The organism is Variovorax sp. PBL-E5 (assembly GCF_901827185.1).
Taxonomy (GTDB): Bacteria; Pseudomonadota; Gammaproteobacteria; order Burkholderiales; family Burkholderiaceae_C; genus Variovorax.
The window spans coordinates 2,951,987-2,966,233 of sequence record NZ_LR594671.1; the positions used below are offsets into that span (position 1 = coordinate 2,951,987).

At 67.5% G+C, this 14,247-nt stretch carries 15 protein-coding genes; 8 read left to right on the forward strand and 7 right to left on the reverse strand.

What is annotated here, in order from left to right; genetic code table 11:
* Positions 1 to 107: 107 nt before the first annotated feature.
* The 3 genes from WDLP6_RS14330 to WDLP6_RS14340 form a co-directional block, all read right to left on the reverse strand.
* The gene (locus WDLP6_RS14330; protein WP_162567846.1) at positions 108 to 341 is read right to left on the reverse strand and encodes a hypothetical protein; all 234 of its coding nucleotides are present in this window, start codon (positions 339 to 341) and stop codon (positions 108 to 110) included.
* A complete protein-coding gene (locus tag WDLP6_RS14335) occupies positions 338 to 685 on the reverse strand; it encodes a hypothetical protein (protein WP_443083407.1) in 348 nt (115 codons plus the stop codon). The genes WDLP6_RS14330 and WDLP6_RS14335 overlap by 4 nt, the downstream gene beginning before the upstream one ends.
* A 75-nt stretch (positions 686 to 760) precedes the next feature.
* A complete protein-coding gene (locus tag WDLP6_RS14340; RefSeq protein WP_162592863.1) occupies positions 761 to 2,338 on the reverse strand; it encodes a phospholipase D family protein in 1,578 nt (525 codons plus the stop codon).
* Between the two features lie 117 nt (positions 2,339 to 2,455).
* Here WDLP6_RS14340 and WDLP6_RS14345 point away from each other — a divergent pair, with 117 nt between their 5' ends.
* Together WDLP6_RS14345 and WDLP6_RS14350 are read left to right on the forward strand one after the other, a co-directional pair.
* Complete coding sequence (locus WDLP6_RS14345; RefSeq protein ID WP_162567849.1) at positions 2,456 to 3,010, forward strand: peroxiredoxin; 555 nt, start codon at positions 2,456 to 2,458, stop codon at positions 3,008 to 3,010.
* 49 nt (positions 3,011 to 3,059) lie between these two features.
* The gene (locus WDLP6_RS14350) at positions 3,060 to 4,493 is read left to right on the forward strand and encodes an aldehyde dehydrogenase family protein (protein ID WP_162592864.1); all 1,434 of its coding nucleotides are present in this window, start codon (positions 3,060 to 3,062) and stop codon (positions 4,491 to 4,493) included.
* On the opposite strand, the gene WDLP6_RS14355 is transcribed toward WDLP6_RS14350, so the two are convergent.
* The 4 genes from WDLP6_RS14355 to argE are packed head-to-tail and all read right to left on the reverse strand — an operon-like array spanning position 4,494 to position 9,067.
* The gene (locus tag WDLP6_RS14355; RefSeq protein ID WP_162592865.1) at positions 4,494 to 5,498 is read right to left on the reverse strand and encodes an ornithine cyclodeaminase family protein; all 1,005 of its coding nucleotides are present in this window, start codon (positions 5,496 to 5,498) and stop codon (positions 4,494 to 4,496) included.
* Entirely contained in the window at positions 5,495 to 6,499 is a 1,005-nt protein-coding gene (locus WDLP6_RS14360; protein WP_162592866.1) for a threonine/serine dehydratase, read from the reverse strand. Before WDLP6_RS14360 ends, WDLP6_RS14355 begins: the two co-directional genes overlap by 4 nt.
* 31 nt (positions 6,500 to 6,530) lie before the next feature.
* Positions 6,531 to 7,814 carry an MFS transporter gene (locus WDLP6_RS14365; RefSeq protein WP_443083454.1) on the reverse strand — a complete coding sequence of 428 codons (1,284 nt, stop codon included), beginning with the start codon at positions 7,812 to 7,814 and terminating at the stop codon, positions 6,531 to 6,533.
* Between the two features lie 59 nt (positions 7,815 to 7,873).
* Complete coding sequence (gene argE / locus WDLP6_RS14370; protein ID WP_162592868.1) at positions 7,874 to 9,067, reverse strand: acetylornithine deacetylase; 1,194 nt, start codon at positions 9,065 to 9,067, stop codon at positions 7,874 to 7,876.
* Positions 9,068 to 9,107: 40 nt separating this feature from the next.
* On the opposite strand from argE, the gene WDLP6_RS14375 reads away from it, so the two are divergent.
* From WDLP6_RS14375 to WDLP6_RS14400, 6 genes are all read left to right on the forward strand, one after another.
* Entirely contained in the window at positions 9,108 to 9,764 is a 657-nt protein-coding gene (locus WDLP6_RS14375; RefSeq protein ID WP_162592869.1) for a helix-turn-helix domain-containing protein, read from the forward strand.
* 63 nt (positions 9,765 to 9,827) lie between these two features.
* Entirely contained in the window at positions 9,828 to 10,589 is a 762-nt protein-coding gene (locus tag WDLP6_RS14380) for an SDR family oxidoreductase (RefSeq protein ID WP_162592870.1), read from the forward strand.
* 55 nt (positions 10,590 to 10,644) lie between these two features.
* A complete protein-coding gene (gene moaA, locus WDLP6_RS14385) occupies positions 10,645 to 11,766 on the forward strand; it encodes a GTP 3',8-cyclase MoaA (protein WP_162592871.1) in 1,122 nt (373 codons plus the stop codon).
* Between the two features lie 2 nt (positions 11,767 to 11,768).
* Entirely contained in the window at positions 11,769 to 12,410 is a 642-nt protein-coding gene (gene mobA / locus WDLP6_RS14390; protein ID WP_174259939.1) for a molybdenum cofactor guanylyltransferase MobA, read from the forward strand.
* Positions 12,407 to 13,720: a molybdopterin molybdotransferase MoeA gene (moeA, locus tag WDLP6_RS14395; RefSeq protein WP_162592873.1), complete on the forward strand. Its 1,314-nt coding sequence runs from the start codon at positions 12,407 to 12,409 to the stop codon at positions 13,718 to 13,720. Before mobA ends, moeA begins: the two co-directional genes overlap by 4 nt.
* Before the next feature lie 18 nt (positions 13,721 to 13,738).
* Positions 13,739 to 14,233, forward strand: coding sequence for a Crp/Fnr family transcriptional regulator (locus WDLP6_RS14400; RefSeq protein ID WP_162592874.1), 495 nt, complete (start codon positions 13,739 to 13,741; stop codon positions 14,231 to 14,233).
* Positions 14,234 to 14,247: the final 14 nt, after the last annotated feature.

Sequence of the window (14,247 nt, forward strand, 5' to 3'; positions counted from 1 at the left end):
TTAGAACTTTGGCATTGATGCAATGATTTGCATCAATTGTTTCTAACTGTAGATCGAAATTGGCCGGTTTGATAGAAGCCTGAAGTAGTAATCGGGCTTCGCAAATGTCAAGAATCGACGATCTCGTCCAGCGCCTTGCACGAAGGCGCGCAGACCGTCTGCGACTTGCCAAGCAACTGGCGGGTTTTCATCTGGGAGCGCACGCGATGCTTGCCGCACATGAAGCAGGACATCGTCGCGCCGCTGAACGATGCCGACGCCCGAAAGGGCGAACCCGAGGCCTTCGCCTTGTAGCGCAGGCCGTCGGCCACCACGGTCGTCTTGACTTCGGCCTTGCTCATGAAGCGGCGCTGTCCGTATCGGGGCGGCGCATGGCACGGGCAATCGCCTCGCGGGCGCCGAGTTCTGCGGCCAGAGAGCTGTCCAGCGCGGAGCGGCACAGCCCCGCGTGCTGGTAGTTGAGGTTTTCATACACCTCGGCGGCAGCCGGATAGGCGTCCAGCAGTTCACCGAGCCGGGTGCCGGGCTCCACATCGCGGAACTCGTCCACCAGGTGCATCACGACCGAACGGTATTGCTCGGGGCCCACTGGCACGGCGCTGTGATCGAGCCGCTCGAGGAGCTGCGCAAGCACATGCGTCACCGCCAGATCGGTCTTGGGCGCCGGGGTGTTGGTAGCGTTCATGCACAGCATGTGGGGAGGTGGGCGCCGAATGCAAGGGGCGGCCCGGCTGCGGAAGGTTTGCGTCATCCCGCGAGGCTACAGCAACATCTCCGGCACGATCGGCGCAATCAGCGAGTTGTAGAAACGCTGGAAAAAGCTCGACTCCGGCTCGGAGGTGAGGATCATCTCCTTCTCGCCATCGTTCGTCAGCCACTGGAGCGTGCCCGAATCCTTGGCCAGCCGCAGGCGGTATGAGTTCTGCAGCTTGCTGATGTTGATCACGCGCAGCATCTCGCGTGCCAGCTGCGGGCTGTCGACCACCACGCCCATCTCGGTGTTCTGCGTCGCCGAGCGCGGGTCGAGGTTCATCGAGCCGACGAAGATCCGCCGCCGATCGATGGCCGCCGTCTTGGCATGCAGCCGGCCGAGCGAATGGCCGAACATGCCGAAACGCTTGCTGGCCGTGGTGCGCTCCGGGCTCAGCTCGTAGAGATCGGCACCGCCGGCGAGCAGCCGCTGCCGGTAGCGCGCGTAGCCGGTGTGCACCAGCGGCTCGTCGTTGGCCGCCAGCGAGTTGGTCAGCAACGTCAGCTTGACGTGGCGCCTGGAAAGGTCGTCGAACGCCGCCATGCCCTTCTCGCCCGGCACCAGGTAGGGCGAGGTCAGGTCCACCTCGGTCTTCGCATCGAGCAGCAGGCCCCAGACTTTCATGGTCACGCTGGTGGCGAGTGCCTCGTCGTCGGTCATGTACGTGGGCTTGTTCGGCGGGTCCGCGATGGCGCGCGCCTCGCCCCACAGCAGGCCCATGCGGCCGGCGTCCAGCTCTTCCGCGATCGGGCCGTAGCCGAGGACGTCGGCTGGCGGCAGTTCGATCTTCGGCGGCGGCGCGGCCATGCCTATCCAGTTGTCGAAGTCTTCCATCGTCGGCTGGCGGCCACCCTCCCCGTGCACGATCTCGCCGATCGGCCAGACCTGCTCGGCGTTCCAGTAGGCGTCGAAGATCGTCTCGAGCTGCGGCACGACCTCGCCCACCACCAGCGCATCCATGTCGATGAAGTTCTGCGCCTGGCTGAGGACGAAATACTCGTCGGCGATGTTGCGCCCGCCGACGACCGCCATCACGCCGTCGGCGATGAAGAGCTTGTTGTGCATGCGGTGGTTGAGCCGCGAGATCTCCTGCGGCGAAGCGATGAAGCGCGACAGGAAACCGTCCCGGCCGCAGCAGAAAGGATTGAACAGGCGCACCTGCACGTTCGGCACCTGCGACAGCGCCAGCAGCGGCTGCTGGCTCTTCGTGGTGTACAGGTCGTCCACCAGCACCCGCACCTTCACGCCGCGCCCGGCCGCCTCGCGCAGCGCGCGCATCAGCAGCCGGCCGGTGGCATCGTTCTCGAATTGGTAGTACTGGACGACCAGCGACTGCTGCGCACGCTGCGCGAGCTGCACGCGCGCATCCAGCGAGTACACGCCCAGCGGCATCAGGCGAAAGCCGGAATGCTCGCCCGGCGGCGTCGAGTCGGCGGCGATCTTCGCCAGCCGGGTCGAAGGGTCGGGTTGGGCCGCGGTCTGGGCAGCGCGCTCGTGCGCAGGTGGCAGCGACCCGCACGCGACCAGGGCTGCCGTCCCTGCGCACAGCAGGACCATCCGAAACAGGCGAGTCAGTGCGGACGTCATATGGATTCCTCTCCTATTGATTGCTCAGAATACGCCACGGATCGCGCGCCGGTTTCAGGCTGTCGCAACATATCCTGCAGTCCTAGAATTCGCTTTCCCTCACCCGGGAGTTACACCATGATCCCCCAGATTCTTGCGCGCTTCGCCTTGTTTGCCTTCGCCGCCGCGGCCGTCCCTTCGGCTTTCGCCGCGCTGGACATCGGCGATCCCGTGCCCAAGTTCACCGCCAACGCGGCGTTGGGCGGCAAGACCTTCCGCTACTCGCTGGCCGATGCGCTGGCCAAGGGACCGGTGGTGGTGTATTTTTTCCCGGCGGCGGACACCAACGACTGCTCGATCGAGGCGCACGCCTTCGCCGAAGCGATCGATCAGTTCGCCGCGCTCGGCGCCACCGTGATCGGCGTCTCGGCCGACGACATCGACACGCTGCAGAAGTTCTCGGTGCGCTCCTGCCAGAGCCGCTTTCCGGTCGCCTCGGATCAATCGAAGACCGTGATCGAAGGCTTCGACGCGCTGATGCAGACGCGGCCCGATTTCGCCAACCGGCTCTCCTACGTGGTCACGCCCAATGGCAAGGTCGCCTACTACTACCAGAACCTGAATCCGGACAAGCACGTCGAGCGCATGCTCAACGCGATCAAGGCCCTGCCAAAGACCACCGCATCCCGCTGAAAGACCCGCTGCGCGCGACTGTCGGCTGGTTTCGCGCACAATTTCGGCCATGCAACTCCACTACATCGGCAACGAAAGCGTTGCTTCCGCGTCCGGCCGCACGCTGCCCGTGATCGATCCTTCCGATGGGCAGGTCTTCGACCAGCTCCAGCGCGGCGACGCCGCCGACATCGATGCCGCCGTGCGCACCGCGCGCGACTGCTTCGAGACCACGTGGCACAAGGTCAGCGCGGCCGACCGCGGGCGGCTGCTCTACAAGCTGTCGCAGAAGATCGCCGAGCACGTCGACGAACTCGCATTGATCGAGCAACGCGACTGCGGAAAGCCCGTCAAGCAGGCGCGCGCGGACGCATTGGCCCTGGTGCGCTACTTCGAGTTCTACGCCGGCGCCTGCGACAAGCTGCACGGCGAAACGATCCCCTACCAGGAAGGCTACAGCGTCTTCACCTGGCGCGAACCGCACGGCGTCACGGGCCACATCATTCCGTGGAACTACCCGATGCAGATCTTCGGCCGCAGCGTGGGCGGCGCGCTGGCGGCCGGCAACGTGTGCGTGGTCAAGCCTTCCGAAGATGCATGCCTGTCGCTGATCCGGGTCGCGCAACTGGCGGCCGAGGTCGGCTTTCCGCCCGGCGCGCTCAACATCGTGACCGGCTACGGCCATGAAGTCGGCGATGCGCTGGCGCGGCACGAGGGCATCGACCACATCAGCTTCACCGGCAGCCCGAAGGTGGGCACGCTGATCCAGCAGGTCGCGGCGGAACGCCATTGCCCGGTCACGCTCGAACTCGGCGGCAAGAGCCCGCAGATCGTCTTTGCCGATGCCGACCTCGGCGCGGCCATTCCGGTGCTGATCAACGCGATCGTGCAGAATGCCGGCCAGACCTGCTCGGCGGGCTCGCGCGTGCTGGTCCAGCGCGACATCTATGAGGCCCTGCTCGACCGCCTCGGGCGCGCCTTCGAGGCATTGCGGGTCGGGCCGGCCGCGATGGACCTCGATGTCGGCCCGCTGATCCGCCAGACGCAGCAACAGCGCGTGTGGGACTTCCTCTCCGATGCGCAGCATGCCGGCATTCCGATGGTGGCGCAGGGCCGCGTGGTCGACGAGGCGCCCGAGACCGGCTTCTACCAGGCGCCCACGCTGCTGCGCGACGTGCCGGTGAACCATCGCCTGGCGCAAGAGGAAGTCTTCGGCCCGGTGCTCGCCGCGATGGCCTTTCGCGACGAGGACGAGGCCGTGGCGCTGGCCAACGCAACGCAGTTCGGCCTGGTCGCCGGCATCTGGACGAACGACGGCGCACGCCAGTTCCGCATGGCCAGGCGCGTGAAGAGCGGCCAGGTCTTCATCAACAACTACGGCGCGGGCGGCGGCGTCGAGCTGCCCTTCGGCGGCGTGAAATCCTCGGGATATGGGCGCGAGAAGGGCTTCGAAGCGCTGTACGGCTTCACGACGCTGAAGACGGTGGCCGTGCGCCACGGCTAGTCATTGCTGCAGCCGGGTGCCGACGCCGGTTGCACCGGCCCGCTCATACAGCCAGCGCGCCGCGGCGACGTCTTCCAGCGCCATGCCCAGCGACTTGAACAGCGTCACCTCATCGCCTCCGGTGCGCCCCGGATGCCGTCCGATGACCAGCTCGCCGATCTCCGCCAGCAGACTCGCGGGCGACACCAGGCCGCCGCGAAAGGCATTCAGGTAATCACCCGATTCATTGAGCGTCGATTCACGCCGGTCGACGAACAGCGAGGCACGCCCCATCAACGCCGGCTCGATCTCGCAATGCGAAGGCGTGCTGGAGCCGACGGCGTTGATGTGCGCGCCCGGTGCGATCCAATCACGCCGCAGGATGGGCTCGGAGGCGTTCGTGACGGTGATCACGATGTCTGCATCGCACACCGCCGCATCGACGGATTCGGCGGCCTCCATCGCGAAGCCGTAGTTCGGCTGCTCCGCCGCCACGAACGCGCGGGCACTCGCCAGCGTACGCGCTGCCACCCTCACCGACGCCAGCGGTCGAACCGCCGCCGCGGCCTGCAGCTGCCAGTGCGCCTGATGCCCGCTTCCGATCAGCGCGAGCCGTGAGGCCTCGGGCCTCGCCAGCAGGCGCGTCGCCAGGCCCGTCATCGCGGCGGTCCGGATGCCGGTGATTTCGGAGGCCGACATCACGGCCATCAGCGCGCCGGTCTCGCCGCTGAACAGCAGCACGCAGCCTTGATGCGGATCCAGCCCGAGCGCGCTGTTGCCCGGAAAGAACCCGGCCGTCTTGGCGCCGTAGACCGGCTGTGCGCCGCCGATGTACGCAGGCATCAGGCCCAGCAGTCCTTTGGCATCGGGCGGACGCACGATCTGCCGCAGCGGCTGGTGCACCTCGCCACGCGCCAGCGCCGCCATGGCATCGGACATCACGTCGATGCAAGCCGCGACGCTCAGCAGCCGCGCCACATCCTCTTGCCCGAGAAAGAGAACAGGAGCGGGCCCGTCTGCACTCATGGCAGTGCGCGCGCAGCGTCCAGATGCTTCGTGAGCGTGCCCAGGTCGGTGTTGGTACCGCACAGCAGTACACCCACGCGCTGGCCTTTCAACTCTTCGCGCAAGGGTCCGAGCAAGCCCGCCGTCGCAGCCGCGCAGGCCGGTTCGGGCGAGAGCTTGAGCTCCTCGAACAGATTCACCATCGCGCGGCGGATCTGGTCGTCCGAGACCGTCACCAGCTGGTCGACATTCCTGCGGCACAGCGTGTAGCTGTAGGCCTCGGTGTGCGGCGCCATCAGGCTGTCGGCAATGCCCTGCATCGGGCCCATCTTGATCGGGCCGCCGGTCTCGAAGCTCTGCGCCATGGCGTCCGCGCACTCGGGTTCCACGCCATAGACCTTGCATGCAGGCTGCACCAGCTTGAACGCAGTGGCAACGCCCGCCATGAGCCCGCCGCCGCCGATCGGCACGATCACCGCATCGAGCTTCGGCGCCTGCATCGCCCACTCGTAACCGAGCGTGGCCGTGCCCAGCACCGTGCGGTAAGTGCTGAAGGGATGCACGAAGAAGCGCCCTTCTTCCTTCTCGATCTGATGCACGCGCTCGAACGCCGCCGCGCCGTTGTCGGCCATCACGACCTCGGCGCCGTATTGATGGCACAGGCCGACGCGGAACGGGCTCGCGGTCTTGATCATCACCACCTTGGCGCTGATGCCCAGCTTCATCGCCGCATAGGCGACCGCGACCGCATGATTGCCCGCGCTCACGCAGGTCACGCCTGCCTTGCGCTGTTCGGGGCTGAGCGCCAGCAGGTTGGAGAAGGCCCCGCGCGCCTTGAAGGTGCCGCTGGCCTGCAGCAGCTCGAACTTGAAGTTGATGCGGGCGTCGGGCAGCGTGGAGAGCGCGTCCTTGTCCAGCGTCGGCGTCGCGTACACATAGGGCTTCAGCGCGTTCGCCAGTTCGCGGATGGCGTCCAGCGTCGGCACCGGTTGGCCGTCTATGAGATCGGGAGTCTGGGTCATTGATGAATGTCGAATGCGTTGAATGTTCTTGCTACTTGAAGCCGAGCCGGCTGCGCGTGAACAACAGCGCGACGATGCTGACGATGGCGGCGAAGATCAGGTAATAGCTGGGCGACAGCTTGTCGTGGGTCACGCTGATCAGCCAGGTCAGGATGAAGGGCGCGAAGCCGCCGAAGATCGTCACGGCCGTGTTGTAGCTCAAGGACAGCCCGGTCGTGCGGGTCTGGGTCGGAAACAGTTCAGACAAGAGGGCCGGCACCGGCGCGAAGTACGCGGTCATCAGGAAGCCGAAGACGATCTCCACCAGCAGCAGCGTGCCGAAGCTGGGCCGCGCGACCAGGAGCGCGAACATCGGATAGATCAGCACCAGCAGCAAGACCGCGGCGGTCAGCATGATGCGCACGCGGCCCACGGTGTCCGAGAGGTGGCCGATGAAGGGCGCGAGCAGCATCTGGATCAAGCCGACCATCAGGGTGGCGGTGAACACCACCGAAGCCGGCACACCGAGCTGCTTGACGCCGTAGGTCGGCATGAAGAGCACCAGGTAGGTGGCCACCGTGCCCAGGATCACGATGCCGATCGCCAGCAGCAGGCGCTCCTTCTGGTCGCGAAAGGTGTCGCGCAACGGCGTGGTCGTGGCTTGGATCTGCGCGAACTCGGGGCTTTCGTCGACGTTGCGGCGGATGTAGTAGGCGACCGGTCCGATCACGAGGCCGAAGATGAAGGGAATCCGCCAGCCCCACGCGGCCATCTGCTCGGCCGAGAGCGTGCTGGTGAGCACCGCGCCGAAACCCGCGGCCAACAAGGTGGTCAGGCCCTGACTGGCGACCTGCCAACTCGAGAAGAAGCCGCGTCGATGCGGCGCGTGCTCCGCCAGGAAGGCGGTGGCGCTGCCGAACTCGCCGCCGGCGGACAGGCCCTGGATCATCCGCGCCACCACCAGCACGGCCGGCGCGAGCAGGCCGATGCTGCCGTAGGTCGGCACGATGGCGATCAACAGCGTGCCGGTGAACATCAGCACGATCGACAGCGTCAGCGCCGCCTTGCGGCCGGAGCGGTCGGCATAGGCGCCGATCAGCACCGCGCCCAGCGGCCGCATGAAGAAGGACACGCCGAAGGTGCCGAGGGTCAGCAGCAGCGAGACCGTGTCGTCGCCGGTGGGAAAGAACAGCTTCGAGATCGTCGCCGCGAAGAAGCCGTAGACCACGAGGTCGAACCACTCGAGCGCATTGCCGATGGATGCCGAGACGACGGCCCGCCAGGGCGGCGTCACGGCCACGGGAGAAAGGCTCTGGAAGCCGGATGGAGCGTGCACGTGGGCCATGGTCTTGTCTCTCTTGTCGCTGTTGGAATAGTTCTTCGATGCCCGTGCGTTCAGGCCGCGACGGACATGCTGCGGATCAGCTTGCGCAGAAAGGATTCGCACTGCCCGAGCTGCGCCAGCGTGACGTATTCGTTGGCCTTGTGGGCCTGTTCGATGTTGCCCGGCCCGCAGATCACGGACGGCACGCCCATCTGCGCGAACAGGCCGGCCTCGGTGCCGTAGGCCACCTTGCGCACGCCGCGGTCCTGGGTCAACGCGCGCACCAGCTGCGTGATGGCGGCCTGCTCGGAGGCGTCCAGCGTGGGCGCGATGGCGAGCAGCTCGAACTCGATGGCGGCGGCCGGATGCTCGCCCTTCATCCGCGGCAGCAGCGTGTTCGCCGCGTAGTCCTTGATGCGTTCGATGATGGCGCCATGGTCCACGCCCGGAAGATTGCGGTATTCGAAGCTGAACTCGCAATCCGCCGGAATGGTGTTGAGCGCGATGCCGCCCTCGATCAGGCCGGTCTGCAGCGTGGTGAAGGGCACGTCGAAGGCATCGTCGAAAGGGCCGCTCTGGCGGAACGTGTCCGCCTGGTCGCGGATGAAGCAGATCAGCCGGGCCGCGTACTCGATCGCATTGAGGCCTTGCGGCGTCAGCGATGAATGCGCCGCATGGCCATGCACGCGGCAGCGGTAGGCATTGATGCCCTTGTGCGCCACGATGACGCGCATGTCGGTCGGCTCGCCCACGATGCAGCCATTGGCCCGGATGCCGCGCGCCTTCAGGTCCGCCAGCATGTAGGGCGCGCCGGTGCAGCCCAGTTCCTCGTCGCAGGAGAACGCAAAGTGGATCGGCTCCCGAAGCCGCGCTGCCTTCATCTCGGGCAGCATGGAAAGCGCCACGCCGACGAAGCCCTTCATGTCGCAGGCGCCGCGGCCGAACAGCTTGCCGTCGCGCACCACGGGTTCGAAGGGGCCGCTGTCCCAGGCCTGGCCGGTGACCGGCACCGTGTCGGTATGGCCCGAGAGGACGATGCCGCCCTGGGTCGAACCGTCCGCCGCCGGCAGCGTGGCGAAGAGGTTCGCCTTCTTGCCCGTCGCCTCGTGGCTGAGCATCGACGTGAGGCCCTGTTGTCCGAGGTAGTCCCGGACGGTCTCGATAAGGCCGAGGTTAGACTCGAAACTGGTGGTGTCGAACTGAATCAGCTTCTCGATCCAGGGGAGCGAAATCGGCGTTGAAGGAGAAGCGTTGCGGGCGTCCACGGATTCATCTTATACAAAATTTTTCAGATAAGAAAATTTCATGCGGACAGCCACGCCCTCTTCGCCCACGTCGCCTGCTCCCTCCGTGCCGAGCCACAGCATCGTGCTGGACAAGACCGAACTCGGCGCACGCCTGCGCAACGCCCGCCAGGCGCAGCGGCTGACCCTGGCCGCGTTGGCGCAGAAATCACAGGTGTCGTTGGCCTCCATTTCCAAGGCCGAGCGCGGCCTGCTCGCGCTCAGCTACGAGAAATTCGCCGCCCTGGCAGGCGCCCTGCAACTGGACCTGTCGACCCTGTTCGGCAGCCAGCCGGCCGGCTTCATCCCCGGCAGCGTGGTGGTGACGCGCAGCGAGGACGTCGTCGAATACCACTCCGAGCGCTACCTCTACGGCATGCTGGCGACGAAGGTGAGCTCGAAGAAGATGACGCCGATGCTCGGCCGCGTCGAGGCTCATTCGCTGCTGCGCCCCGGCCAGTTCAGCAAGCATCCGGGCGAGGAATTCATCTTCGTGCTCGACGGCATGCTGGAAATGCATTTCGCCGACGGACGCGTCGAGCAGTTGGGCAAGCACGACAGCATCTACTTCGACAGCGGCCTCGGCCACCTGTACGTGAACGGCGGCGATGAAGGCGCGCAGATTCTCGTGGTCTGCTGCAACCAACCCGGCGGGGCGCTGCTGGACGGCCCGGCCTGAACGAAGACGCCACACGGTCGCGGGCGATACACTGCCCCGCTGCATTTTTCCAGGAGACACAGCGTGCGCGTCAAGGACAAATCCATCATCGTCACCGGTGCCGGCGGCGGCATCGGCGAAGGCATCGCCAAGCGGCTCGCGGCCGAAGGTGCGCAAGTCATCGTCAACGACATCAATTCCGCGCTGGGCGAACAGGTGGTCGAGGCCATCCTGCGCGCAGGCGGCCGCGCTTCTTTCTTCGCGGCCGACGTCACGAAGTCGGCCGAAGTCAAGGCGCTGGTCGAGGCCGCGGTCCAGCGCCACGGCAAGCTCGACGTCATGGTCAACAACGCCGGCTGGACGCACCGCAACCGTCCGGCGCTGGAAGTGAGCGAGGAGGAGTTCGACCGCTGCTATGCCGTCAACGTCAAGAGCATCTACCTCTCGACGGTGCATGCGGTCCCGGCCTTCCGCGCCAATGGCGGCGGCTCGTTCATCAACATCGCCTCCACGGCCGGCGTGCGCCCGCGCCCCGGCCTCACCTGGTACAACGGCTCCAAGGGCGCGGTCATCACCACCAGCAAGTCGCTCGCCGCCGAGCTCGGCCCGGACAACATCCGCGTCAATTGCCTGAACCCGGTGTTCAACCCCGACACCGGCCTCGCGGCCGAATTCGCCGGCGGCCCGCTCACCGAAGAACGCAAGGCCAAGTTCCGCGCCACCATCCCGCTCGGGCGCTTCTCCACCGCGCTCGACGTCGCCAACGCGGCGCTCTACCTGGCGAGCGACGAGGCGTCCTTCATCAGCGGCGTCTGCATCGAGGTCGATGGCGCGCGCTGCGTCTAAATAAGTACCCTTGGAGGCCGCGCGGCGCAGGCGATGCGTTAAATTGGCCTTTCCCATGAGCCAGCACGTCGTCCCCGTCTCCGAGATCGGCCGCCCCCGCCGCGTTGCGGCGTTGCCGGAGCGTGCGGTGCCGGCCACCGGCGTGCTGCTCGACCGGCTGGCCCGGCCGCTGACCGATCTGCGCATCAGCGTGACCGACCGCTGCAACTTCCGCTGCAGCTACTGCATGCCGAAAGAAGTGTTCGACAAGGACTACCACTACCTTCCGCACAGCGCGCTGCTGAGCTTCGAGGAAATCACCCGGCTCGCACGCATCTTCGCGACGCACGGCGTGCGCAAGATCCGGCTCACCGGCGGCGAGCCGCTGTTGCGCAAGAACCTGGAACGGCTGGTCGAGCAACTGGCCGCGCTGCGCACGCCCGAGGGCCAGGCGCTGGACCTCACGCTGACCACCAATGGCTCTCTGCTCGCGCGCAAGGCCGCGGCGCTGAAGGCCGCAGGTCTCCAGCGCGTGACCGTGAGCCTCGACGGCCTCGACGACGCCGTGTTCCGCAGCATGAACGACGTCGACTTTCCGGTGGCCGAAGTCCTCGCAGGCATCGATGCGGCCCAGGCCGCGGGGCTCGGAACGGTCAAGGTCAACATGGTCGTCAAGCGCGGCACCAACGAGCAGGAAGTGCTGCCGATGGCGCGGCACTTCCGCGGCACGGGCGTGGTGCTGCGCTTCATCGAGTACATGGACGTCGGCGCCACCAACGGCTGGCGCATGGACGAGGTGCTGCCTTCGGCCGAGGTGGTGCGCCGCATCGCCGAGGAATTTCCGCTCGCGCCGCTCGAGGCCAGCGCGCCGGGCGAGACCGCGCAGCGCTGGGCCTACCGCGATGGCGGCGGCGAGATCGGCGTGATCAGCAGCGTGACGCAGGCCTTCTGCCACGATTGCAGCCGGGCACGCCTGTCGACCGAGGGCAGGCTCTACCTGTGCCTGTTCGCCAGTGCCGGCCACGACCTGCGCCCGCTGTTGCGTGGCGATGCCGACGACACGCAGATCGCGTCGGCCGTCGGCCGCATCTGGCAGGGCCGCACCGACCGCTACTCCGAACTGCGGGCGCTGCGCGGCCCCGACGACGGCGACGCGTCCGCGCCACGCCGCGTCGAGATGAGCTACATCGGCGGATGAGCATGGCAGGCGCCATCGCTGCCGCCGAGATCACCGGGCTCGTGCTCGCCGGCGGCCGTGGCTCGCGCATGGGCGGCATCGACAAGGGCCTGCAGAACTTCAACGGCGTGCCGCTCGCCATGAATGCGGTCACGCGGCTCGGCCAGCAGGTCGGCCGGATCATGGTCAATGCCAACCGCAATCTCCCCACCTACGCATCCTTCGGCGCCCCGGTGTGGCCGGATGGACTGGCCGACTATGCCGGCCCGCTCGCCGGCTTCCTGATCGGGTTGGAGCATTGCGAAACGCCCTACCTGCTCACGGTGCCCTGCGACACGCCGCTGTTCCCGCTCGACCTGGCGAGCCGGCTGGCCGGCGCGCTGGCGGCCGCCGATGCCGAGATCGCGATGGTCGATGCGCCCGAAGCCATCGCCGCAGCGGATGCCGCGCCGGTGCGGCGGCCGCAGCCCGTGTTCTGCCTGCTGCGCAAGACCCTGCTCGACAGCCTGCTGCGCTTCACGCAGGACGGTGGCCGCAAGATCGACGCCTGGACGGCGCAGCACCGCACGGTGCTCGTTCCCTTCGGTCGCGCCGGCGATGCGCCCGACGCCTTCTTCAACGCCAACACGCTCGCGGAACTGCACGCGCTGGAAGCTTCGAGATGACGAGCGTCGCGGAGATCGCCGGCGCCCTGGCCGGCTACGACCCCCAGGCCCTCGGCGTCGATGACGTGCGCGCGTTCCTGGCCCGGCTGGCGGCGCCCGCGGTCGTGACGCAGAGCGAGCGCATTGCACTGCGCGACGCGCTCGGCCGCGTGCTGGCCGAGGCCATCGTGTCGCCGGTCAGCGTGCCGCCGCACGACAACTCGGCGATGGACGGCTTCGCGTTCGACGGCGCCCTCCTCCAAGGCGACGCGTCCATCGACACCTCGGTGAGTCTGCGCGTGGTCGGCACGGCGTTGGCCGGCGCGGCATGGCGCGGCACGGTCGGCACAGGCGAGGCGGTGAAGATCATGACCGGTGCGATGATGCCCGCCGGTCTCGACACCGTGATCCCGCAGGAGTTCTGCAACATCGAAGGCGATGCGGTCCGCTTCCCCGCCAAGGTGCTGCGACGCGGCGACAACCGCCGCTTCGCCGGCGAGGACCTGATGCAGGGCCAGCCCGCGCTGCAGCGCGGCGAGCGCCTCTCGCCAGCCGCGCTGGGCATGGTCGCCAGCCTCGGGCTGCCGATGGTGCCGGTGCTGCGCCGGCTGCGCGTCGCCTATTTCTCCACCGGCGACGAGATCCTGAGTCTGGGCGAGGTGCCGCGCGAGGGCGCGGTCTACGACAGCAACCGCTACACCGTGTTCGGCCTGCTCACGCGGCTCGGCTGCGAAGTGATCGACCTCGGCCTGGTGCGCGACGACCCGGGCTCGCTCGAATCCGCGCTGCGCCGCGCCGCCACGGAGGCCGACGCCATCATCACCAGCGGCGGCGTCAGCGTCGGCGAAGCGGACCATACGCGCGCCGTGATGCAGCAGCTCGGCGACATGGCCTTCTGGCGCGTCGCCATGCGGCCCGGCCGGCCGATGGCGGTCGGGCGGATCCCGCGGCGCGGCGACGGCGAAGGCGCTGCCGTGCTGTTCGGCCTGCCCGGCAACCCGGTCGCGGTGATGGTGACTTTCCTGGCCTTCGTGCGGCCGGCGCTGCTGCAGATGATGGGCTGCAACGAGGCCTGCGCTGCGCCGCCGCCGCTGCTGCGCGCAACCAGCGTCGGCGCGATCCGCAAGAAGCCCGGCCGCACCGAGTACCAGCGCGGCTGGGTGCAGACGGTGCCCGGCGCGCTGCCCGAGGTGCGCATTGCCGGCAACCAGGGCTCGGGCGTGCTGAGCTCCATGGTCGAAGCCAACGGCCTGGTCGTGCTGCACCATGACCAGGGCAGCGTGGCGGCGGGCGAGCCGGTCGACGTGATGATGTTCGACGGCATGGTGTAGCCCTTACAGGAAACACCCATGCTCGCGGCGCGGATCGAGATGATGCAGCAGATGCCGATCTTCGGCGCCATCGGTGCGGAGGCGATCGAATTCCTGCTGGCGCCGGCGCCGCTGGTCACGGTCCGGGGCGGCGACTTCTTCTTCCGCGAAGGCGATCCGGCGGCCAGCATGTTCGTCCTCGAAACAGGGCACGTGACGGTGTCGAAGAGCTGGCAGGGCCACGAGCTTCTGCTGCGGCGCTTCGCGCCCGGCGATTGCTTCGGCGAGATGGCGCTGCTGGACCTGTTTCCGCGCAGCGCGTCGGTGCGCGCGGACGAGGACTGCGACGCGATCGAGCTCACGCCCGAGAACCTCTATCGCCTCTTCGAGCGCGATGCCGAGCAGTTCGCGCTGATCCAGATGAACATCGGGCGCGAGATGAGCCGCCGCCTGCGCGCGACCGACGAGCTGCTGTTTCGCGCGCGCATGGGCGAGACGCTGGAGGCGCCGCAGCGCATCGCGCGGGCGTCCTAGGCAATCGGCCGGGA